We start from the raw sequence: 21,382 nt of genomic DNA on the forward strand, positions 1-21,382 counted from the left end.
GCGTCAAGCACGACGGCGAAACGGGAGGTCATGATGGCGGTGGGCACCGGGGTGCGCAGGCAGCAGGCGGCGCAGACCGAGGTCGAGCTCAAAGCCGCAGCGGTCCGCGCGTTCGCCCGCCTGGGCTACCTGAACACCAAGATCACCGACATCACGACCGAGGCGGGCCGGGCGACGGGCTTGTTCTACAAGCACTTCGCCAGCAAGGAGGCGCTGCTGGAGGTGCTGCTCGCCGACCTGCTGGCCGAGGGCGACGCGGCCGCGGTCGACACCGGGCACAGCGACGACTTCAGCGATCGCGAGGCGGTCCGCTGGCACGTCGCGGCCTTCTGGAACTTCCACCGCGCCCACCGCCCGATCATGGCGGCCCTGCAGCAGGCAGCCATCGTGGACGAACGCTTCGCGGAACGCAGCCGAGCGATGATCGAACCCGACCTGCACCACATCGCGGAGCACCTGATCCACGCCCGCGACGCGGGCTTGCCGCTGCCGGGCGATCCGCTGGTGGTGGCAACGGCGTTCACCCAGCTGTTGTCGACGTTCGCGGCGACCTGGCAGTCGGGCGCGGGCCCCGACCTGGGCCGCCCGCTCGACGACGACGAGGCGATCGAAACCCTCACCTCATTCGCGTACGCGGCCATCGGCGGTCAACAGCCGGCGCGGCCATTCCCGCCCGCCACGCAGGAGGCACCGGGAATGGACCAGCTATGACGACGCACCGGCACGGCGGTTGAAGAGGGCTGTCGCGGTCGCGTACGAGAGCACCAGCAGGCCGGTGAACCAGGCGATCGCCAGCCAGGCGCTGTCGCCGACAGCACCGCCCAGCAGCAGCCCGCGCAGGGTCTCGATGACCGGGGTGATCGGCTGGTGCTCGGCGAAGAGTCGCAGCGCCCCGGGCATCGTGTCCACCGGCACGAAGGCGCTGCTGAGGTACGGCAGGAACAGGATGAAGAAGCCGAACGAGCTCGCCCCCTCGACGCTGCCGGCCACCAGCCCGAAGCACACCGACAGCCAGGACATCGCGATGATGAACAGTGTCAGCACCCCGAAGGCGGCCAGCCACTCCAGCGGGCCGGCCGACGGGCGGAAGCCGCTCGCGAGGGCGACGCAGACCACCAGCAGCGTGGAAAAGAGATTGCGCGCCAGGCTGGCCACCACGTGCCCGGTGAGCACCGCCGAGCTGAGGATCGGCAGCGACCGGAAGCGGTCGATGACGCCGGTCACCATGTCGCTGGCGACGCTGACCGCGGTGCCCGCCGCGCCGTAGCCCGCGCACAGCAGGACGATCCCGGGCACCACATAGTTGACGTACGCGGTGCCGGTGGCGATCGCACCACCGAAGACGTGGACGAAGAGCAGCAGCAGGAACACCGGCAGCAGCACGCCGAGCAGCAGCGAGTCCAGGGCCCGGGTGGCGTGCCGGAGGCTGCGCCCGATCATGGTCAGCGAGTCGTCGATCGCGTACCGCACGTCAGGCCCCTTTCCGGGCGGACGAGGACAGGGCCTTCGCCGACGGCGAGGTCAGGGCCAGGAAGACGTCGTCGAGGGTGGGCCGGTGCAGGGAGATCCGGCGGACCTGGATGCCCTCGCGGGCCACCCGGTCGAGCAGTTCACGCACCTGGTCGGCGCTGCCGTCGGTGGCGACGCTGACGCTGTACCGTGCCCGGTCGTCGGATTCGACGCCGGCGCCGAGGAGGCGCACCGCCCGGGTGAACTGCTCGTCATCGGCGAGCAGCAGCTCGACCCGCTCACCGGCCAGCCGCCACTTCAGCTCCTCCGGCGTGCCCTCGGCGATCACCGCGCCGTGGTCGATGAGCGCGATCCGGTCGGCGAGCTGGTCGGCCTCCTCCAGGTACTGCGTGGTGAGCACGACCGTCACCCCGTCCGCGACGAGCCGGCGCACCATCTCCCAGGTGGTCTGCCGGCTGCGCGGGTCGAGACCGGTCGTCGGCTCGTCGAGAAAGATCACCGACGGGGTGGCGACGAGGCCCATGGCCAGGTCGAGCCTGCGGCGCATGCCACCGGAGTACGTCCTGACCCGGCGCTTCTCCGCCCCCACCAGGTCGAACTGCGCCAGCAACCCGGCCGCGCGCCGGCGGGACCGGGCCCGGTCGAGCCGGACGAGGCGGCCCATCATGAGCAGGTTCTCCTCGCCGGTGAGCAGCTCGTCCACCGCCGCGTACTGCCCGGTGAGGCTGATCGCGGCCCGGACCTTCGCCGGCTCGCGCACCACGTCGTGGCCGGCGACGCTCGCTCGCCCCGCGTCGGGGGCCAGCAGCGTCGACAGGATCCGCACCATCGTTGTCTTGCCCGCGCCGTTCGGGCCGAGCAGCGCGAACACGGTGCCCTTCGCGATCCGCAGGTCGACCCCGCGCAGCACCTCCACCTCGCCGAACGACTTCACGATGCCCTCAGCCAGAACTTCCACGGCATCTCCCAAACTGTGTATGAGATACACTTACTTGTGTATGTTGTACACAGATCTAGGATGGGGGTCAAGTACCCGAATGAAAGGCCCGCATGGACGAGTCCGACCTCCCCGCCGACCTGCGACTGCTCTGGGAGCAGCGCGACCGCCCACGCCGGGGCCCCAAGTCGGCCGTGAGCCTGGAGAGCGTCGTGCTGGCCGCGATCGAGCTCGCCGACGCCGAAGGGCTGGACCAGCTCTCGATGAGCCGCGTCTCCGAGCGGCTCGGCCTCACCACGATGGCCGTCTACCGCTATGTGAAGAGCAAGGACGACCTGCTCACCCACATGGGCGACGCGGCCAACCACGTGCCGCCCGAGCCCACCCCGCGAGACTGGCGCGGCGGCCTGGAGCAGTGGGCCCGCGGCATCCAGGCCAACTATCGGGCCCATCCGTGGCTGACGCGACTCCCGGTCACCGGCCCACCCATCGGCCCCCGCCAGCTCTCCTGGATGGAGGCGGGCCTGGCCAACCTGGCCGCCACGGGGCTCCGCGAGGACGAGAAGCTGGCGGTGATCCAGACCATTCACGGGTACGTGCGGGGCGAGGCCCAGTTCTCAGCGGAGCTCCTGCGGGCTGCCCGGAACCAGCCGCCGCCCACCGTCACCTACGGGCAGGTGCTTCGCCTCGTCACCGCCGAGGACAGCCACCCCGCCATCCACCGGCTCCTCGCGTCCGGGATTCTCGACGAGCCGACCGACTACACCGACGCCGACTTCGCATTCGGCCTGCTACGGATCCTCGACGGCATCGACCGGCTGGTGGCCGGCTCAGGGCGCTGAGGGCTCCCGGCCGACAGCCCTCAGAGGCGGACGACCTCGCCGGTCAGGCGGGCCTCTTCGGCCGCCCAGACCACCCGGTGGGTCGCCAGGCTCTGCGCCGCGTCCGACGACACCAGCGTGGGGTCGCCGGCCTCGACCGCGGACAGGAACGCCTCCACCAGTCCCCCGTCACCGCCGCCGTGACCGTCGGATGCGGAGGGGCCGCCGGCCGCCGCGGCGTCCAGGGTCGCCTCCTCGCCGGTGCGGAAGTCGACGTGGCGCAGCTTCCGGCCGTCGCCGTCGAGGTAGCCGTGGGTGCCCATCAGGCGGGTGCGCCGGTGCTCCATCGGGGTGAAGGCGCTCATCGTGAAGGAGCATGTCGCGCCGCCCGGGAATTCCATGATGACCACCTGGTGGTCCACGACGTCGTTGTCCGCGGCGTAGACGCAGCGGCCGTACGGGCCGGTGCGCAGCGCCCGCAGCACCGCCTGCTCGGTGGGCTCCCCGGTGACCGCACCGAGCGGCCAGAAGCGCCGCCGCGGGTCGGCGAGCGCGCCGAGGTAGAGGCGCTTCGCCGAGTACGGGCACGTCGCTTCGAGCGGGCAGTCCAGGCAGCGGTCCGTCGCGCCGTCCGGGCGTTGCGAGGCCCGGAAGTGGGTGCGGCTGCCGAATGAGCTGACCCGCTCGGGCGGCCGGCCGAAGAGGTGGACCAGCCAGTCGACGTCGTGGCACGACTTGGTCAGCAGCATCGGCCCGGATTCGCTCCGCCGGCTCCAGTTGCCGCGGACGAACGAGTGCGCGTGGTGCCACCAGCCGACCGGTTCGAGGTGGTCGACGCTGACCAGCCGGCCGATCCGGCCCTCGTCCAACAGCCCCTTGACCAGCCTGGTGTACGGCGTATACCGGAGCACGTGGCAGACCGCGAGGATGACGCCGTTGCGCTCCGCCGCGGCGGCGATCGCGGCCGCCTCCGGCTCGGTGGGCGCCATCGGCTTCTCCAGCAGCAGGTGATAGCCGAGGTCGGCCAGCGCCACGGCGGGCGCCCGGTGCATGCGGTCCTGGGTCGCGACGACCGCGGCGTCGGCCAGCCGGCCCTCGGCGGCCAGTTCGGCCCAGCCCGGGTAGACCCGGCCGGCGGGGATCCCGAACTCGGCCGCGGCGCTCTCGCGGCGATGCGCGTCGGGCTCGGCGACGGCCACCACCCGCCCCCGCCCGGTGGCGACCGCGTGCCGGGCGTACGTCTGGCCGCGCAGCCCGGCACCGACCAGGGCGAGGGTGACCATCTAGCGCGCCGCCGTGGTCGTGGCGGCGAGCAGGCGCAGCGCGCCGGCGACCGTCGCGGCCATCGCCGTGCGGGCCGAGGCCAGGTATGCGCGCGGGTCGACCAGGGTGGCGTCGCCGTCCAGGGTCTCGCGGACCGCGCCGGTGAAGGCGCTGTTCAGCGCCGTGCCGATGTTCACCTTCACCATTCCACCGCGGACCGCCGCGATCAGTTCGTCATCCGGTACGCCGGAGGAGCCGTGCAGCACCAACGGCACCGGCACCGCCGCGCGCAGCCGGGCGATGAGCTCATGGTCGAGGCGCGCCGTGCGGCTGTGCATCGCGTGCGAGGAGCCGACCGCGACGGCGAGTGCGTCGACGCCGGTGGCCGCCACGTAGGCGGCGGCCTCGACGGGATCGGTACGGGCACCGGGTGCGTGCGCGCCGTCCTTGCCGCCGACCTCACCCAGCTCGCTCTCGACCCAGAGCCCCCGGGCGTGGCCGCGCCGCACGGCAGCCGCCGTGGCCCCGACGTTCGCGGCGTAGCTGAGCTTCGACGCGTCGTACATGACGGAGCCGAAGCCGTGGGCCGCGGCCTGATCGAAGAGGTCGTCGCTCTCCACATGATCCAGGTGCAGGCCGACCGGCACGTCGGCGGCCTCGGCGATCGCGCGGGCGGCGGCCGCGATCGGGCCGAGCCGGCCGTGGTGGAAGCGGACGGCGTTCTCGCTGATCTGCAGGATCACGGGCAGGCCGGCCCGCTCGGCGCCGGTCACGATCGCCTCGGCGTGCTCGACGGTGATGACGTTGAACGCGCCCGCGCCGCCGCCGGCGGACCGGGCCCGCGCGACGATCTCGCCGGTGGGTGTGAACAAGGTGAGTCCTCTCAGGCCGCGCTGACCCGGACGGCGGGCAGCAGGCGGCGGTAGGTGTCCCGGTCGACGGCGCCGGCGCTCGGCGCGGCGACCGCCGCGGCGGACAGGGCCACCGCGTCGGCGAGCAGGCCGGGCCAGGGGGTCTTGTCGCGCAGGCCGCGGGCCAGCGCGGCGACGCAGGCGTCACCCGCGCCGGTGGGATTTCCGGCGATCCGCTCCGGGGGTACGCCGCGCCAGGCGCCGTCCGGGGTCAGGGCGAGGACGCCGCGCGGGCCCCGCGAGACGACCACGGCCCGCGCGCCGAGAGCCAGCGCCACCCCCGCATCGGCGAGATCCCCATCGCCCGCCACGTCCTCCAGCAGGGCGCCCAGCTCGGCGGCGTTGGGCTTGGCCAGGTCGGGGCCGGCGGCGAGCCCGTGCCGCAGGGCCTCGCCGCTGCTGTCCAGCACCGTGCGCACCCCCGCCGCCGCAGCGAGACGGATCAGCACGGCGTACCCGTCGACCGGGACGCCGGGCGGGAGCGAACCGCTGAGCGCCACCACCGACGCCGGGCCCAGCAGCTCGCGGAAGCGGGCGACGAAGGCCGCCCACTCCCCCGCCGTGACCCGCGGGCCGGGCTCCCAGAAGCCTGTCGCGTCGTCGTGGTCGGCGACCACGACGGTCCGCCGGGTCTCGCCCGCGATCGGCACGAACGCGGCCGGCAGGCCCTCGCCGGCCAGCAGGTCGGTCACCCGGCCGCCGGTCGCGCCGCCCAGCAGACCGGTCGCCAGGACCGGTTCGCCGAGCGCGCGCAGCGCCGCCGCCACGTTGATCCCCTTGCCGCCGGGCCGCTCGGCGACCGCCGCGACCCGGTGGGTGCCGTGCGGCACCAGCGCGTCGACCCGGTACGTGAGGTCGAGCGCCGGGTTCAGCGTGACCGTGACGATCATCGGTCAGCAGGCGTTGTAGACGTACGTGCCGCTGCCCGGGGCGGTGACGTCGACGTCGCGGCGTACCACCGAGACGGTCGCGCCGACCGCCCTGCACGCCTTCCGGTAGGCGCTGTCGGTGTATTCGATGACGATCAGGTTGGCGCCGTAGACGTCGGTGAAGTCGCCGCACTCGTCGTAGCGCCCGCATTCCTCGGCGATCGCGAAGTCGAGCCCGGCCGCCTTGCCCTGGCCCTCGAGCGAGGTGGTGTTCTTCTGGGCGATGGCCAGGCCGGCGCCGTGCGCGTGCGGGGCCAGCAGCCCCAGGTAGGCCACCGCCTGGGCGCGGGTGAGCAGGTCGTCGAAGCGGTCGTAGGTGTCGATGTTGTCCGGCTCGACCGCCTGGTAGCCCTTCGCGGCGCAGCCGTCGATCCAGCCGTTGACGATCGCGGCCAGCGCGGTGCGCTTGGCGGGGGTGCGGATGTCGAGGACGAGCTCGTCCCAGGCGCCGTCGACGACGTACTCGCCGGCGGCGTCGCGCAGCAGCAGGTCGTCGTGGTTCTGCTGCCACCAGGCGAGTTCCTGCGGTTGCACCTGGAACGCGTTGACGTAGCAGATGTTGTAGAGGCCCGCGGCCGGCGCGGCCTCGCGGTCCCGGCTGACCACTCGCACCCCGGACGGCGGGGTGTAGGCCTGGCCGATCTGGTAGTCGAACGGGGCGTTGACCGGCGGCAGCGAGTAGGCCGCGGTCCTGGTGATGGTGGCCGCGTCCGCGTGCAGGGTGAAACCCATGACGACGGCGAAGGCGGCGGTGACGGCGACGCAGGCGTGCCGGAGGGTACGGGTGACCACCACTGAGACTCCTGGGGATGCTCAGGGATCTGCCCCGCCTCGGGTGCGTCGAGAGCGCACCGTGGCGATGGAGTTGCCGGGCTGGCTACCGGCTGGGCTCGATCGTTGTGAGCGATTCAACTGATCGAACGCTCAGGTGTCAACAGTCGTTTGTGCGCGTATGGTGCTCCGGGGCCACTTCTGTCGGGTAGTTAGGGGCAAGTGTGCAATTTCCGTTGCACATTTGGACACCGTTTCGAGTTCAGCCGGAGGACATCATGGACGTGCTCGTTGTTGGCGACGCCAACCCGGATCTGGTGTTGCGTGGGGACGTGCGCCCCCGTTTCGGCCAGGCCGAGCAGTTGCTGACCGGGGCCGACCTGGTCCTCGGCGGTTCCGCCGCGATCACCGCCGCCGGCTGCGCCCGGCTGGGGCTCGCGACGTCGCTGCTGACGGCCATCGGCGACGACGTGTTCGGCGACATCACCCGCGAGCGGCTCAGCGAGCGCGGCGTCGCGCTGATCCTGCCCCGCACGGCGACCGGCCTGCCGACCGGCCTGAGCGTGATCCTGACGCCCGGCGAGGACGACCGGGCGATCCTCACGCTGCCGGGCACCATCCCCACGCTGCTGCCGGAGGACATCACCGACGAGCACCTGGCCGCCACCCGGCACCTGCACGTCGCGTCGCTCTACCTGCAGCCGCGACTGGCGGCCGGGCTGGCCGCGGTGTTCGAGCGGGCCCGCGCCAAGGGCGTGACCACCTCGCTGGACACCAACTGGGACCCCACCGAGAAGTGGGAGTCGATCGCGGACATCCTCTCGCACACCGACGTGTTCCTGCCGAACGCCAACGAACTGCGCGCGGTCACCGGCGAGCAGGACGTCGACGCCGCCGCGGCCAAGCTCGTCGCCGGCGGCACGACCGTGGTGATGAAGAACGGCGCGGCGGGCGCCCGCGCGTGGTGGCCGGGCGACGAGAGCTCGGCGCCGGGCCTGGCGGTCGACGTCGTCGACACCACCGGCGCGGGCGACAGCTTCAACGCCGGTTTCCTGGCCGCCCGGCTGGGCGGGCTCTCGTTCGGCGAGGCGATCCGCTGGGCCGCCGTGGCCGGCTCGCTGAGCACCCGGGCGGCCGGCGGCACGGCCGCCCAGGCCACCCGCGCGGAGCTCAGCCCGGTCCCGGCCTGATCCACGCCGAAGGCTGGGCCGCTGTCGGCGGCGGCCTAGCCTTTGAGCCCGCTGAAGGTCATCGTGGCGATGAATCGCTTCTGGGCCACCAGGAACGCGATGATCAGCGGCATGGTGGCGATCACGTTGCCCGCCATCAGCTGCGACCATTCCGTGCGCCGGGTGCCCTGGAAACTGGCCAGCCCGACCTGCAGCGTGAACTTGCTGTCGTCGCTGATCGCGACCAGCGGCCAGAGCAGGTCGTTCCAGCTCGACAGCAGGGTGAAGATCGCCAGGGTGGCCAGCGCCGGCCGGGCCAGCGGCAGCACCACGCTGACGAACGTGCGCAGCGTGCCGCACCCGTCGAGGCGGGCCGCCTCCTCCAGCTCGACCGGCAGCGACAGGAAGAACTGCCGCATCAGGAAGATGCCGAACGCCGACGCCAGCCACGGCACGAACGCGGCGGCCAGGGTGTCGACGATGCCGGCCCGGGCGAACATCAGGTAGGTCGGGATCATCAGCAGCTGCATCGGGATCATCACCGTGGCGACGACCGCCAGGAAGGCGAGGCCGCGGCCGGCGAACTTGAGCCGGGCGAAGCCGTAGCCGGCCAGCGAGCACAGGATCAGGTGCGAGACGACCGCGATCGCCGACACCAGGACGGTGTTGGCGAACCAGCGGATGATGTGCGACTCGCTCAGCAGCGCCCGGTAGCCGTCGAGATGCGGGCTGGTCGGGATGAGCTTCGGCGGGAACTGGTTGATCTCCTGCGCGCTCATGAACGACGTCAGGACCATCTGCACCAGCGGCAGGACGAAGACCAGGGCCAGCGGCATGAGCAGCAGGTGCCAGGGGCTGAACGGCAGGCGGCGCATCAGAAGGCCCCCGATCCCGAGCGCCGGTTGTACCAGATGACGCCGACGGTCAGCAGCATCGTCACCGCGAAGAGCAGGTAGGCGACGGCTGCGCCGTACCCCAGTCTCTGGGTCTGGAATGCCAGCTCGTAGATGTAGTAGACGACGGTCTGGGTACTGTTCATCGGCCCGCCGCGGGTGGTGGTGTAGATCAGGTCGAACAACTGCATCGCCGTGATGGTCTGCCAGATCGCGGTGAAGACGGTGACCGGGCGCAGCTCCGGCAGCGTGATGTGCCGGAACACCCGCCACTTGCCCGCGCCGTCCACGGTGGCCGCCTCGACCAGCTCGCGCGGGATGTCCTGCAGGGCGGCGAGGTAGATGACCGCGCAGAAGCCGACCTCGCCCCAGAGCGCGATCAGGCAGATGACGATCAGCGCCTGGCCCGGGCTCTCCAGGAACTGCTGCGCGGGCAGGCCGAGCCGGCGCAGCGCCTCGTTGGCCGCGCCGAACTGCGGGTTGAAGACGAAGCTGGCCAGGATGCCGGTCGCGGCGGCCGACGCCACGTAGGGCACGAAGATGCAGGTGCGGTAGAAGCCGATGAGCCGGATCTTCTGGTTCAGCGCCACCGCGATCAGGATGCCGAGCAGGATCGAGCCGGGCACGAACAGGACGGTGAGCACCAGCGTGTGCTGTGCCGCCGCGATCGCGTCCGGGTCGGTCGCGATCCGCTGGTAGTTGCGCCAGCCGACGTCGGTGGCCGGCGCGATCCCGTTCCATTTGGTGCGGGAGATGAAGAACGCCCAGACCGCCGGGAAGATCGACAGCCCGACCACCAGCAGGGTCGCCGGCCCGGCGAACGCCCACCCGGTGAGCGAGCGCCGGGCGGCCCGGCCACGCTTTCCGCGTGGCCGGGGCGCGACGACCTGAGGGGTACGGGGCGTCGCCGCGAACGTCAGCGCCATCACTCCTCCAGGGCGTCGGCCGACTTGCGGGCGGCCTCGTCGAGGGCCTCCTTCGGGGTGGCCGCGCCCTGCAGCACCTTGGCGATCCCGTCGCCGACGTTGCGGGACATCACCTCGTAGCCGGCCACCGTGGGCCGCGCCTGCTTGGCGTTGGCCAGGTTGTCGAAGAACTTCTGCCCGCCCGGGTATTCCTTGACGTACGCGGCGAACTCGGGCGTGCTCCGCTCGGCGGAGCGCAGCGGCAGGTTGCCGACCTTGAGGTTCCACCTGGCGTCGATCTGCGCGCTGGTCAGCCACTTGATGAAGGCGCGGGCGGCGCCGGCCCGGTTGGCGTCGTCGTGGTCGAAGAGCACCCACAGGTCGGGGCCGGAGACGGTCTGGTGGTCGCCGTTGACACCGGGCAGCGCGGCCACGCCGTAGTCGAGCTTGGCGTCCTTGATGTCCAGCAGCGACCACGGGCCGGAGAGCATCATCGCGACGTGCCCGCTGTTGAACAGCGGGCCGTACTTCTCATCGGTCTGGTCGAGGTACATCGACTTGTCGTCGACGGCCATCGCCCGCAGCGTCTCCAGGGCCCTGACGCCGGCGTCGGAGTTGAAGGCCGGCTTGGTGCCGTCGAGGATCTTGCCGCCGTGCTGCCAGAGCAGCGGCCACAGGTGCCAGGTGGTGTCCTCGCTGCCGGAGACCGAGTACGCGGTCCCGTAGGTGCTGGTCGCCGGGTTCGTCAGCTTCCTGGCGGCGGCCCGGAACTGCTCCCAGGTCCAGTCGTCGGTGGGATAGGCCTCGCCGGCGGCGTCGAAGAGCTTCTTGTTGTAGATCAGGGCCAGGTTGTCGACCAGCGCCGGGATGCCGATCACCTTGCCGCCCGAGGTGGCCACCGTCCGGGCGGCCTCGGGGATCTCGGTCCAGGCGAACGACGGATCGGCCACGAAGGCGGTGAGGTCCTGGGTCTTGCCGCTGGCGGCGAGGTCGCCGGCCCAGTTGCCGAACGCGTACGAGATGTCCGGGTAGCTGCCGCCCGCGAAGCCGGCGGAGAGCTTCGTCAGCAGCTCGTCGGTGGTCGGCGCGCCCGCCGAGGTCTTGATGGTGACGTTGGGATGAGCGGCGTGGTACTCCGCGGCCAGGCCCTCGGCGACCTGCTCGGCCTCCGAGGTCTGACCGGTCCACCAGGTGAGGGTGACGGCCGCCGCCGGGTCGTAGCCCGCGGCCGCGTCCTTGCCGTCGTCACCGTCGTCGGTCCCGCCGCCCGTGCAGGCCGCGGTCAGAAACAGTATCGCGCTAGCGGCGGCCAGCAGCCGGGTCCGCCGGCCGCGCCGAATGGAGGTCATCCCTGTACCTACTTTCGTCAAACCGCGTCGGTGAGGACCACGGATCTGGTGAGCAGCCGGGGGCGGTCGGGGTCCAGGCCGCGGTGCGCGGCCAGGGCCAGGGCGAAACGCTGGGCGAGGACCAGCTGGGCGAGCGGGTCACGGTCGTCGCGATAGGTCGTGGCTCCCGCCGTACGGCCGACCTCGTCGAGCCCGGGCGGCACGTCGCCGAACGAGAAGATGAGGCTCCGCGCGCCGGCGACCGCGACCGGGCCGTGCCGGAAGTCCATCGCCGGGTACGACTCGGAGTGGGCCTGCGCGGCCTCGCGGACCTTCAGGGCCGCCTCGTGGGCGAGCCCGACGGTCCAGCCCGTGCCGAGGAAGACCAGGTGGTCGATGCCGGCCGGGTCGGCCGGCAGCGGCGCGGCGAGCGCGGCCGCGCCGTCCGCGGCCAGGTGGCTCAGGTCCGCGCCGAACGCGGCGCGGGCCAGCGCCAGCACCGTGGTCGGGAAGCGGGTCTGCACCACGCTGCGCTCGTCGGCGAAGTCGAGCAGCAGCCGGGTCTCGGCGAGCGTGTCGACCGGCTCGCCGGCGACGGCGGTGACCGCCACCCGGTGGGTGCCGGCCGGCACCTGGCGCAGCGCGTCGAGCACCTCGGTGGAGGTGCCCGAGCGGGTGATCGCCACGACGCGGTCGTAGCGGCGGCGCGGCACGTACTCCGAGGCACAGACCGCGTCGGTCTCGCCGAGGCCGGCGCTCTCGCGCAGCTCGGCGATGCTCTGGGCGACGAACCACGACGTGCCGCAGCCGAGGACGAGCACCCGCTCCCCCGGCACGGCGAGCTCGCGGCGGGCCTGGGCGGTCAGCGCGAGGCCCCGCTCCCAGACGGCGGGCTGGCTGGCGATTTCCTCCGACGTGTCGTTCATGATCGAGGATTATGCTCGTTTGTTTTCGTTTCTCAAGGTTTCCCGGCTAAACGAGCACTCCACACTGCACGTATCGGCTCGGCTATCGCAGCGACTCGGGGATCAGGTCGCCGTGCGCGGCGGTCAGCTCGTCGCACAACGCCCAGATCCGCTCCACGGACAGCGTGGCGGCGGTGTTCGGATCGACCATCGCCGCCTGCCGGACCATGCGCTTGTCGCCGGTGACCGCCGCCCGCACGGTCAGCTGACCGACGTTCACGAACCCGCGGTTCAGCGCGGCGCACTGCAGCGGCAGCGCGCCGACCCGCTCCGGGCGTACGCCCAGGGCGTCGACCACGCACGGCACCTCGACGGCGTAGCCCTCGGGCAGGTTGCTGATCAGCCCGTGGTTGGCGACGTTGCCGTGGATCCGGCGCAGCGTCCCGGTGACCATGCTGTGGATGACCTGCGGGGCGTACTCGGTGGCGTCGCGGCTCACGTCGAGGGGCTCGCCGGCCAGCAGTGACTCGCGCACGGCGTGATACTCCGCGACGTTGCCGGCGCTGATCCGGAGGTAGTCGCCGACCGGGATGCGCAGCCGGGCGATCTCGGCGTCGTCGCGCAGATACCAGGGCAGATACTCCGAGGAGTGCTCGCTGGTCTCGGTCGGGAAGTAGCCCAGCCGGGCGTACATGTCCATCCGGACCCGGCGGCGCAACCCGGGCTCGCGGGCGAGCAGGTCGTCCAGCCGCGGGTACAGGCTCTCGCCGTGGTGCTCGAAGCGCAGCAGCCAGGCCTGGTGGTTGACTCCCGCGCCGGTGTAGTCCACTTCCCCGTACGGGACGCCGAGCAGCTCGCTCAGATCGCGCACGGTCCAGTAGACCGAGTGGCACAGGCCGACGGCCTTGAGCTGCGGGGCGACGGCCGCGAGGTAGCCGATGTTCATCGCCATCGGGTTGGTGTAGTTGAGCAGGAGCGCGTCCGGGCACAGCTCCCGCATGTCCCGGGCGATGCCGTCGAGCACCGGGAACGTGCGCAGCGCCCGGAAGATGCCGCCGACGCCGAGCGTGTCGCCGATGGTCTGGCGCAGCCCGTACTTCGCGGGAATCTCGAAGTCGCGGACGGTGGCGGCGTGCATCCCGACCTGGACGGCGTTGATGACGAAGTCGGCGCCGTCGAGCACGGCCCGCCGGTCCAGGCTGGTGGTGACGACCGGCTTGGCGCCGAGCTGCTCGGCCGTGCGCCGGGCGATCGCCTCGGCCGTCGCCAGGCGCTCGGCGTCGATGTCGTGCAGGGCGAGGGTGACCCCGCGCAGTTCGTCGAAGGAGAGGATGTCGGCGAGCAGCTCACGGGTGAACACGACGCTGCCCGCGCCGAGGAAGGCGATCACTGTCATGGCGGGATTCTTGGCCGATACGTCCCAAGCGCGCAAGGAAAACTCGTCTTTCGCTTGGAAACGAACTACAGTGACTGCGCGTTTGATCATTCCTTTTTGTATGAGGACACATGCCACAGAGTTCGCTGCGCCGGGCCGACCGGGTGTCGGCCATCCTCGAGCGGGTGGCCAGCCACGGCTCGGTCGACGCCGGGCAGCTGGCCGACGAGTTCCGGGTCTCCCCCGCCACGATCCGCCGCGACCTGCAGGTCCTGGAGGACCAGCGGCTGCTGTCGCGCACCCACGGCGGCGCGGTCGCCGTCGACGTGGCGTACGAACTGCCGGTCCGCTACCGGGTGGGGCAGCGCCGCGAGGAGAAGGCCCTGGTGGCGCGGAAGGTCGCGGCGCTGCTGCCGAAGGGCCCGCTGACCCTGGGCATGACCGGCGGCACCACGACCCACCTGCTGGCCCGGCTGCTGGCCGAACGGGTCGACCTGACGGTCGTGACGAACGCGCTGAACATCGCCGCCGAACTGGCCCTGCGCCCCCGGCTCAAGCTGATCATGACGGGCGGCGTCTCCCGCACCCAGTCCTACGAGCTGGTGGGCCCGATCGCGGACCACGCGCTGGCCGGCCTGAACATGGCGGTCGCGGTGGTCGGCGTGGACGGCATCAGCGCCCGCGGCGGCCTGACGACCCACGACGAGATCGAGGCGAACACCAACGCGGTGATGATCAAGCGCGCGGACAGGGTGATCGTGGTGGCGGACGGCTCGAAGGTGGGCAAGGTCTGCCTGGCCGGCATCTGCGCGATCACGGAGGTGGCCATGCTGGTCACGGACGCGAGCGCGGACCCGGCGGGCATCGAGGCGATCCGCCGGGCCGGCACCGAGGTCATCGTCGCGAGCGCCCCGGACGGCGTACGGTGATCACTGGGTGACGGTGACGGTCCGTCGGGACGACGGACTGGTGATACTGCGATGACGACGACCACCGCCATGTCCGTCCCGGCGGCCGGGCTCACGTCGGCGGAGGTCGCGGCGGCCCGCGCCCGCGGCGAGGTCAACCGCGTCGCGGCGGCCGGGTCCCGTGGTCACCTCAGCATTCTGCGGGCAAACCTGTTCACCCTCTTCAACAACTTTCTCTTCGCCATCGGCCTGACCCTGCTGTCCCTCGGCCGCACGAAGGACGCGCTGGTCAGCGTCGGGCTCGGCCTGCTCAACTCGCTGATCGGCACGGTCCAGGAGATCCGGGCCAAGCAGAAGCTGGACCGGCTCAGGCTGCTGGACCGCGCGCCCTGCACGGTGATCCGCGACGGCCTGGAGCAGCAGGTGCCGCCGGAGGATCTGGTCCGCGGCGACCTGATCCGGATCACCGCGGGCGACCAGGTCGTCGTCGACGGGCCGGTCGCCGGCGACGGACGGCTCGAGGTCGACGAGTCGCTGCTGACCGGCGAGGCCGAGCCGGTCATCAAGCAGTCCGGCGACCGGCTGCTCTCGGGCAGCCTGTGCCTGAGCGGTACGGGCTTCCACATCGCCGAGGCGGTCGGTGCCCGCAGCAATGTGGGAACGCTGACCACGACGGCCCGGGCGCGGACCGTCGAACGCACGCCGCTGCAGCGGCGCATCGACTTCATCGTGCGGTTGATCATGCTCACCGTGGCGCTGATGAGCGCCGCGATCCTGGCGCAGGCCGCCCTCAAGGGGCTGTCCCTGGTGCGGGTGGTGCAGACGGCCGCGGTCCTGTCCGGGCTCGTCCCGTACGGGTTGTTCTTCCTGATCACCATCTCCTACGCGGTCGGCGCCGCGACCATCGCCCGGCGCGGCGCGCTGATCCAGCGGATCAACGCCGTGGAGTCGCTGTGCAACGTCGACGTGCTGTGCACCGACAAGACCGGCACCCTGACCACCGGCGCGCTGCGGCTCGAGCACATAGAGATCCTCGGCGGCGCCGACCCGGCCGAGGTCCGGCGCCTGCTGGGCGCGATGGTCCGCAGTAGTACACCGAGCCGCAACGCGACCATCGTCGCGCTCGCCGGCGCGCTCCCCGGCACCCGCCTGCGGGTGGAGGAGGAAGTGCCGTTCTCTCCCGAGCGCCGCTGGAGCGCCGTGCGCGGCGCCGGCCCGGCCGGGGAGCCGCCGGGCTGCTACGTGCTGGGCGCGATCGAGTCGCTGCGCGCAGCGTTGCCGGCAGACGCGGCGGCCTCCGGTGGCCGGTTGCACGCCGAGGCGGCCACGCTGGCCGGGCAGGGCCTGCGGGTGCTGCTGTTCGCCGTCGCGTCGGATCCGGAGGCGGATCTGCGGGCCGCCGACGGTGAGCCGCGGCTGCCCGCGTTGCGGCCGCTCGCCCTGGTCGCCCTGGTCGAGGAGATCCGGTCCGGGGTCGCCGAGACCCTCGGTGAGCTGCGCAGCCGCGGCGTCGCGGTGAAAATCATCTCGGGTGACGATCCCCGGACGGTGGCGGCGCTGGCGCGCCGGATCGGGATCGAGGGGCCCGAGGCGCGCACCGGCGCCGACCTGGAGGCCATGACGCCGGAAGCGTTCGGCGAGGCGGTGGCGCACGGGGTCGTGTTCGGCCGGGTGACGCCGCGGCTGAAGGAACGCATGCTGGCGGCGCTGCGCGGACAGGGCCGGTACACCGCCATGATCGGCAACGGGGTCAACGACATACCGTCGCTGAAGACGGCCAACGTCGGCATCGCCATGGGCAGCGGCAACAGCGTCGCCCGCGACGTCGCGGACGTGATCCTGCTCGACGACGCCTTCGAGGCGATCGCCCCGGCCCAGCGCGAGGGCCGGCGCATCATCTCCGGCATCACCACCTCGATGTACCTCTACCTGGCCCGGGTGAGCACGTCCATCCTGGTCATCATCGGCGTCGCCATCCTCGGGCTCGGCTTCCCGTACGAGCCCGCCCAGGTCGCTCTGGTCCTGTTCACCGTCGGCCTGCCCACCATGGTGCTCACCGCGTGGGCGCCGCCGACGGCGCCGGAGCCCGGCATGATCGGCTCGCTGGCCCGGTTCGTCGTGCCCGCCGCCCTGGTGACGTCGATATTCGGCGTCGCCGTCTACGCCGGGCTCTACCAGCTGGTGCGCGCGGTGCTGCCCTCCACCCAGGTGCCCGTCGGCCTGCTGGCACGCTTCGAGCAGTTCGGGCTGGTACGGTCCGACACCGCGTTCACCGATCAGGCGGCCACGATCGTGGCGCAGACGGGCCTGAGCGTCTTCACCTCCGTGTCGGCCTTCGCCCTCATCCTGTTCCTGGTGCCACCCTGGCGGATGTTCGCCGGCTGGACCACGGTCCAGCCGGACAAGCGACCCGCCGCACTCGTGGCCGTCCTGATGGCGATCTTCGTCGTCATCCTCATCGCACCGCCGCTGGCGAACTACTTCAGCCTCATCCGCGACCCGGCGGCGTTCCTCGCCGTGGGCGCGGCGTTCCCACCATGGTTCTGCACCCTGCGCCTGTTCTGGCGATACCACCTGCTGGAACGGGTGCTCGGCCTCCACGACGAGCCATGACCACGTCCGGATTCCCGTCGGACCCGGACGTGGCGGCGCCCGAGACCGCGTTTCCGCAGCTCCGGGCCCGGCCGGGACGGCTACGGCCGGGTCAGCGGGTGGCCGAGACGACCAGCATCTCGCACGGTCCGGTGAATCCGTCCGGGCCCTCGAACTGCCGCAGCGCGTCCTCGATCTCGGTCCAGGCCGCCTCCCGCTCGGCCGGGGCCAGGCCGAGCAGCATTTGCTGCAGCGCGCCGAAGGACTCCCGCTCGAACCGGACGCAGTCCGCGGCGGAAGCCATCCGGACCGGCGACGAGACCCGTTCGACGTCGACGTCGCGGAAACCGGCCTCGGTCAGGACCCGTTCGGCGACTCCCGGGCCGCCGAGGCTGAACGGTCCCGGCTGGCCCGGCTGCGGCGGCGGAAGTTGGGCCCGGCGGCGAATGATGCCGATCGGGATCGAGAAGAACCCGTTGCGGTCCGCGGTCGAGTAGACCACCGCGGAGATCCGTCCGTCGGGACGCAGCGCGGCGTGCATGCCGGCCAGGGCGGCTTGCTGGTCCGGGAAGTAGATGAGGCCGACTCGCGAGATGACCGCGTCGAACGTGCCGGCGTCGACGGTGAGCTGCTCGCCGTCGAGTTCGCGGGTGGCGACCGTGGTCAGGCCGGCGTCGGTGGCCGCCTTGGCTGTGTACTCGAGGATCGTCGGCGAGATGTCGGTGGCCAGCACGTGGCCGGACGGGCCGACGCGACGGGCCGCCGCGAGACTCTGTCCGCCGGCGCCCGCGGCGACGTCCAGCACCCGGCTGCCGTCGGTGATCCGGGCCGCGTCGAGCATCCGTGCGGTGGCGTCGCCCAGCCACCCCTCGATGGTGGGGCCCCACCGGTGCCACGCCTCGGCGGCCTCCTCCCACTGGGCCCGGGTGGTGGTCTTGTAGCGGATCGGATCGAATGTGCTGGTCATCGTGTCCTCCGGAGTCGGTCGGATCGGTAGTCACCCGGTACGCGCCAGAAGTTCGTCCGCATCTGCCAGAACCGGGCTGGCATTTCCCGAACCCGCCCCGGCCGGGCCACAATGCGGTGGTGTCACGCTTCGTCGGCCGGACCGAACCGCTGGGCCGGCTGCTCGCCGCCCACCGGGCGTGCGCCGCCGGGCCGGACCCGCGGTGGTCCGGGCTGGTCCTGGTCACCGGCGAGGCAGGGATCGGCAAGACCGCGCTGCTGAGCCGGTTCGCGGCCGAGACGGTCGCGGGATCCGGCGCGATCCTGCGCGGCACCTGCTGGGACGACGACCGCGCGCCGGCCTGGTGGCCGTGGACCCAGGCGCTGCGTGGCCTGCTGCTCGCCCGCGCGGACCTCCGGCGGGACGCCGACCCGGCCCTCGCTGCGATCGTTCCGGAGTTGGCCGGCCCGTCGCCCCGAGCCGGGCCCGACGACGTCAACCGGGTGCGCATCTTCGACGCGGTGGGCGGGCTGCTGTCCCGGGCCGTGTCCGCCGGGCCGGTGGTGGTGGTCCTGGACGACCTTCAGTGGGCCGACGCCTCGTCGGTGGATCTGCTGCGTTTCCTCGCCCGGCAAGCCGGGCCCGGCGGGCTGTTGCTGGTCGGCGCGTACCGGCCCGGTGAGCCGCCGGCCGGGGTCGCCGCGGCGCTCGCCGATCTCGCCATCGCGGCCGAGCTGATCAATCTTCGCGGGCTGGCCCCGGAAGAGGTGGCGGACCTGGTGCGAACGGAGTCCGGCGTCGAGGCGGCGGCGCGCTGGGCCGCCCTGGTGCATCAGCGCAGCGCCGGGCACCCGTTCTTCGCGCGCGAGCTGTGTCACCTGCTGCGGGCCGGCGGTAGTGCCGCCGGCGTGCCGGCCGCGGTGCGCGACGCCATCGGAAGCCGCCTGGCCCGGCTTCCGGACGGCTGCGCGGCGCTGCTCGACGCGGCCGCGGTCGCGGGCGCCGCGCTCCTGCCGGACGTGTTGAGCGACGTCTGCGCCGAGCCGGTGGCCGTGGTCGCCGACCGGATCGACTGGGCGCGGGCCGCCGGGGTGCTGGTCGACGGCGCGGACGGGGATCCGGTGCGCTTCGCCCACGATCTGTACCGCGAGACGATCTACGCGGCCCTGCCCGCGGCGCGCCGGCTCGACCTGCACGACCGGGTCGCGCAGGCGTTGCAGCGCCGGCGCGAGCGCGGCGGCCCGGTGTTCCCGGCCGAACTGGCCCGGCACTTCGCCGCCGCGATCGGGCAGTCCGGACCCGGGCCGGCAGTCGCCTGGGCGCACGCCGCGGCCGACGCGGACACCGCCCGGTACGCGTTCGCCGAGGCGGCCGGGCACCTGAGCCGGGTACGCGCCGCAGTCGCCGACGCCGGTCGCCGGCTGACCGATGCCGACCAGGTCCATCTCCTGACCCGGGAGGCCGACCTGCTGCTGCGGGCCGGGGACGCGCTGGAGGCGAGGGCCCTGCTGGACACCGCCCGGCAGACGGCCGCGGCGACCGGCGACGGCGATCTGCTCGGCGCGGTGGCGTTGGGCCTGGACCGGGTCGGCGCCCGGTTCGCCATGCCGCGTACCGATCTGATCGCCGTGCTGGAAGCCGCGCGGGTGGCGCTCGACGGGCGGGGCAGCCCCGCCGAGGCTCAGGTGACCGCGGCGCTGGCCCGCCAGTTGCAGCACTCCGTGCCGGCCGACCGCCCGCGGGCCGGGCCGCACGCCGAGCGGGCGGTGGCGATCGCCCGCCGCCTCGACGACTCGGCCACTCTGGCCAGTTGCCTGCTCGCCCAGCACGACACGATGTGGACGCCCGGCACCGGCGCGCGACGCACGGAGATCGCCGCCGAGATCGCCGCCGCCGCGCGGCGGGCCGGCGACCCTGAGCGACACGCCCAGGCGCTGCTGCTGTCGGCGACGGCGCATCTGGAGAACGGCTCGGCCGCTTTCCGAGCCGCCTTCGCCGAGTACGCCCATGTGACCGGCGAGCTGCGCCAGCCGCGGCATGACTACCTGCTGCGCACCCGGCTGGCCGCGCTCGCGCTGCTGGAAGGCGACATCGAGAACGGCGACCGGCTCAGCCGCGAGGCGGCGGCGATCGGCGACGCGGTGGGTGACAGCGACACCGGCAACGTCCGGATGTCGCAGCGCCTGGAGATCGTCCGGGCCCGCGCCGACCCCGGCGAACTGCGCCGGACCGCCGCCGAGGCGGTGCGATGGTGGATCGGCGCCCCGGCGCACGCCCACGCGGTCGCCGCCGGCTTCCTGGCCCGGGCCGGTGATCTGGTCGCGGCCCGGCGCGAGGTCGACACCGTACTGGCGTTGGACGACTGGCGCGCCGACCGTTCGTACCTCTGGTCGGTCTTCGTGGGCGAGCTCACCGCCGCCGCCATCGCGCTGCGCGACCGGGCACTCTGCGAGCTGCTGCTCAACGACCTGCTGCCGCTGGCGGACACCTGCGCGGTCAACGGCGCACTGGTCTGCTTCATGGGTGCGCACGCGCACCGCGTCGGGCTGCTCCAGGCCGCGCTCGGTGACCCGGCGCGGGCCGCCCAGTCGCTGTCCCAGGCGCTCGACGTGCACCGGCGGCTGGGTGCCCGGATCTGGGAGGACGAGAGTCGCCGCGCCCTGGCCGGCCTCGGCGTGCCCGCGCCCACCAGCGGCGCCACCCTGCGCCGCGTCGGTGACCTGTGGCAGGTCGGCTACCACGGCGAGACCGCTTACCTGCGGGACGCGAAGGGCCTGCGCGATCTGGCCGTACTGCTGGCCCGTCCCGGCACCGACGTGACCGCGATGGAGCTGGCGGCCGAGGGCGGCCCGTCGGTGGTGGACCGGGTCGCGGACGAGCCGGTGCTGGACCGGGCCGGACTGCGGGCATACCGGCGGCGGCTGGCCGACCTCGACGACGAGCTGGCGGAGGCCGAAGCCGGTGCGGACCTGGCCCGGCGGCAGCGGGCCAGCGACGAGCGGGAACGGCTGCTCGCCGAGGTGCGCCACGCCACCCGCCCCGGCGGCGCCGTCCGCACGTTGGGCCCGACCGCGGCGGAACGTGCCCGCAAAGCGGTCACCGCCCGGATCCGGGACGCCATCCGGCGGATCGGTGCCGTGCTCCCGGCCCTGGGCACCCATCTGGACCGAAGCGTACGGACCGGCCACGCCTGCCGCTACGACGGCGAACCCGCCGCGCGACCGTGACCCGTTCCCTTCGGAGGCACGGTCACCGGCAC

The 21,382-nt window shown here is 72.7% G+C and carries 18 protein-coding genes; 6 read left to right on the forward strand and 12 right to left on the reverse strand.

Annotated features, from left to right (window positions below; translation table 11 throughout):
- Positions 1-30: 30 nt before the first annotated feature.
- Positions 31-711, forward strand: coding sequence for a TetR/AcrR family transcriptional regulator (locus tag DMB66_RS09620; RefSeq protein WP_199752177.1), 681 nt, complete (start codon positions 31-33; stop codon positions 709-711).
- On the opposite strand, the gene DMB66_RS09625 is transcribed toward DMB66_RS09620, so the two are convergent.
- Positions 706-1,470: an ABC transporter permease gene (locus DMB66_RS09625; protein WP_233624424.1), complete on the reverse strand. Its 765-nt coding sequence runs from the start codon at positions 1,468-1,470 to the stop codon at positions 706-708. The genes DMB66_RS09620 and DMB66_RS09625 overlap by 6 nt on opposite strands.
- A 1-nt stretch (position 1,471) precedes the next feature.
- The gene (locus DMB66_RS09630) at positions 1,472-2,428 is read right to left on the reverse strand and encodes an ATP-binding cassette domain-containing protein (RefSeq protein WP_305025138.1); all 957 of its coding nucleotides are present in this window, start codon (positions 2,426-2,428) and stop codon (positions 1,472-1,474) included.
- Positions 2,429-2,520: 92 nt separating this feature from the next.
- Between DMB66_RS09630 and DMB66_RS09635 the strand changes: the two genes are divergently transcribed.
- Complete coding sequence (locus DMB66_RS09635; protein ID WP_125803686.1) at positions 2,521-3,249, forward strand: TetR/AcrR family transcriptional regulator; 729 nt, start codon at positions 2,521-2,523, stop codon at positions 3,247-3,249.
- Positions 3,250-3,269: 20 nt separating this feature from the next.
- Here DMB66_RS09635 and DMB66_RS09640 read toward each other — a convergent pair whose 3' ends face one another.
- Genes DMB66_RS09640 through DMB66_RS09655 form a run of 4 tightly spaced genes read right to left on the reverse strand, consistent with a single transcriptional unit; the run spans position 3,270 to position 7,063 of the window.
- On the reverse strand, positions 3,270-4,511 hold the full coding sequence (locus DMB66_RS09640) for a Gfo/Idh/MocA family protein (protein WP_125803687.1): 1,242 nt from the start codon (positions 4,509-4,511) through the stop codon (positions 3,270-3,272).
- The gene (locus DMB66_RS09645) at positions 4,512-5,363 is read right to left on the reverse strand and encodes a class II fructose-bisphosphate aldolase (RefSeq protein WP_125803688.1); all 852 of its coding nucleotides are present in this window, start codon (positions 5,361-5,363) and stop codon (positions 4,512-4,514) included.
- A gap of 11 nt (positions 5,364-5,374) precedes the next feature.
- Complete coding sequence (locus DMB66_RS09650; protein WP_125803689.1) at positions 5,375-6,292, reverse strand: 1-phosphofructokinase family hexose kinase; 918 nt, start codon at positions 6,290-6,292, stop codon at positions 5,375-5,377.
- Positions 6,293-6,295: 3 nt separating this feature from the next.
- Positions 6,296-7,063 carry an endo alpha-1,4 polygalactosaminidase gene (locus DMB66_RS09655; protein ID WP_125803740.1) on the reverse strand — a complete coding sequence of 256 codons (768 nt, stop codon included), beginning with the start codon at positions 7,061-7,063 and terminating at the stop codon, positions 6,296-6,298.
- 317 nt (positions 7,064-7,380) lie between these two features.
- Between DMB66_RS09655 and DMB66_RS09660 the strand changes: the two genes are divergently transcribed.
- Entirely contained in the window at positions 7,381-8,292 is a 912-nt protein-coding gene (locus tag DMB66_RS09660) for a carbohydrate kinase family protein (RefSeq protein WP_125803690.1), read from the forward strand.
- 35 nt (positions 8,293-8,327) lie between these two features.
- Here DMB66_RS09660 and DMB66_RS09665 read toward each other — a convergent pair whose 3' ends face one another.
- The 5 genes from DMB66_RS09665 to DMB66_RS09685 all read right to left on the reverse strand — a co-directional run bounded on the left by DMB66_RS09665 (position 8,328) and on the right by DMB66_RS09685 (position 13,698).
- Positions 8,328-9,146 carry a carbohydrate ABC transporter permease gene (locus DMB66_RS09665; protein WP_125803691.1) on the reverse strand — a complete coding sequence of 273 codons (819 nt, stop codon included), beginning with the start codon at positions 9,144-9,146 and terminating at the stop codon, positions 8,328-8,330.
- Positions 9,146-10,090, reverse strand: a complete 945-nt coding sequence (locus DMB66_RS09670) for a carbohydrate ABC transporter permease (protein ID WP_125803692.1) — start codon at positions 10,088-10,090, stop codon at positions 9,146-9,148. Before DMB66_RS09670 ends, DMB66_RS09665 begins: the two co-directional genes overlap by 1 nt.
- Positions 10,090-11,418 (reverse strand): ABC transporter substrate-binding protein, encoded by a 1,329-nt coding sequence (locus DMB66_RS09675; RefSeq protein WP_125803693.1) that lies wholly within the window; start codon positions 11,416-11,418, stop codon positions 10,090-10,092. The genes DMB66_RS09670 and DMB66_RS09675 overlap by 1 nt, the downstream gene beginning before the upstream one ends.
- Positions 11,419-11,435: 17 nt before the next feature.
- The gene (locus DMB66_RS09680; RefSeq protein ID WP_125803694.1) at positions 11,436-12,323 is read right to left on the reverse strand and encodes an SIS domain-containing protein; all 888 of its coding nucleotides are present in this window, start codon (positions 12,321-12,323) and stop codon (positions 11,436-11,438) included.
- Between the two features lie 82 nt (positions 12,324-12,405).
- Positions 12,406-13,698 (reverse strand): alpha-glucosidase/alpha-galactosidase, encoded by a 1,293-nt coding sequence (locus DMB66_RS09685; protein ID WP_125803695.1) that lies wholly within the window; start codon positions 13,696-13,698, stop codon positions 12,406-12,408.
- 110 nt (positions 13,699-13,808) lie between these two features.
- Between DMB66_RS09685 and DMB66_RS09690 the strand changes: the two genes are divergently transcribed.
- A complete protein-coding gene (locus tag DMB66_RS09690) occupies positions 13,809-14,606 on the forward strand; it encodes a DeoR/GlpR family DNA-binding transcription regulator (protein ID WP_125803696.1) in 798 nt (265 codons plus the stop codon).
- Positions 14,607-14,657: 51 nt separating this feature from the next.
- Complete coding sequence (locus tag DMB66_RS09695) at positions 14,658-17,198, forward strand: HAD-IC family P-type ATPase (RefSeq protein WP_233624426.1); 2,541 nt, start codon at positions 14,658-14,660, stop codon at positions 17,196-17,198.
- Between the two features lie 91 nt (positions 17,199-17,289).
- Here the strand turns inward: DMB66_RS09695 and DMB66_RS09700 are convergent, their stop codons facing one another.
- Complete coding sequence (locus DMB66_RS09700; protein ID WP_125803697.1) at positions 17,290-18,144, reverse strand: class I SAM-dependent methyltransferase; 855 nt, start codon at positions 18,142-18,144, stop codon at positions 17,290-17,292.
- Positions 18,145-18,263: 119 nt separating this feature from the next.
- Between DMB66_RS09700 and DMB66_RS09705 the strand changes: the two genes are divergently transcribed.
- Complete coding sequence (locus DMB66_RS09705; protein WP_158647186.1) at positions 18,264-21,350, forward strand: AAA family ATPase; 3,087 nt, start codon at positions 18,264-18,266, stop codon at positions 21,348-21,350.
- The last annotated feature ends 32 nt before the right edge of the window (positions 21,351-21,382 follow it).

The sequence above is a fragment of the Actinoplanes sp. ATCC 53533 genome (genome assembly GCF_003947245.1).

Excerpts from the sequence above, each read along its gene's own strand:
- DMB66_RS09620 (WP_199752177.1), top strand. The coding sequence starts at position 31 with ATGATGGCGGTGGGCACCGGGGTGCGCAGGCAGCAGGCGGCGCAGACC.
- DMB66_RS09635 (WP_125803686.1), top strand. The coding sequence starts at position 2,521 with ATGGACGAGTCCGACCTCCCCGCCGACCTGCGACTGCTCTGGGAGCAG.
- DMB66_RS09640 (WP_125803687.1), bottom strand. The coding sequence starts at position 4,511 with ATGGTCACCCTCGCCCTGGTCGGTGCCGGGCTGCGCGGCCAGACGTAC.
- DMB66_RS09650 (WP_125803689.1), bottom strand. The coding sequence starts at position 6,292 with ATGATCGTCACGGTCACGCTGAACCCGGCGCTCGACCTCACGTACCGG.
- DMB66_RS09655 (WP_125803740.1), bottom strand. The coding sequence starts at position 7,063 with ATGGGTTTCACCCTGCACGCGGACGCGGCCACCATCACCAGGACCGCG.
- DMB66_RS09660 (WP_125803690.1), top strand. The coding sequence starts at position 7,381 with ATGGACGTGCTCGTTGTTGGCGACGCCAACCCGGATCTGGTGTTGCGT.
- DMB66_RS09665 (WP_125803691.1), bottom strand. The coding sequence starts at position 9,146 with ATGCGCCGCCTGCCGTTCAGCCCCTGGCACCTGCTGCTCATGCCGCTG.
- DMB66_RS09670 (WP_125803692.1), bottom strand. The coding sequence starts at position 10,090 with ATGGCGCTGACGTTCGCGGCGACGCCCCGTACCCCTCAGGTCGTCGCG.
- DMB66_RS09675 (WP_125803693.1), bottom strand. The coding sequence starts at position 11,418 with ATGACCTCCATTCGGCGCGGCCGGCGGACCCGGCTGCTGGCCGCCGCT.
- DMB66_RS09680 (WP_125803694.1), bottom strand. The coding sequence starts at position 12,323 with ATGAACGACACGTCGGAGGAAATCGCCAGCCAGCCCGCCGTCTGGGAG.
- DMB66_RS09685 (WP_125803695.1), bottom strand. The coding sequence starts at position 13,698 with ATGACAGTGATCGCCTTCCTCGGCGCGGGCAGCGTCGTGTTCACCCGT.
- DMB66_RS09690 (WP_125803696.1), top strand. The coding sequence starts at position 13,809 with ATGCCACAGAGTTCGCTGCGCCGGGCCGACCGGGTGTCGGCCATCCTC.
- DMB66_RS09695 (WP_233624426.1), top strand. The coding sequence starts at position 14,658 with ATGACGACGACCACCGCCATGTCCGTCCCGGCGGCCGGGCTCACGTCG.
- DMB66_RS09700 (WP_125803697.1), bottom strand. The coding sequence starts at position 18,144 with ATGACCAGCACATTCGATCCGATCCGCTACAAGACCACCACCCGGGCC.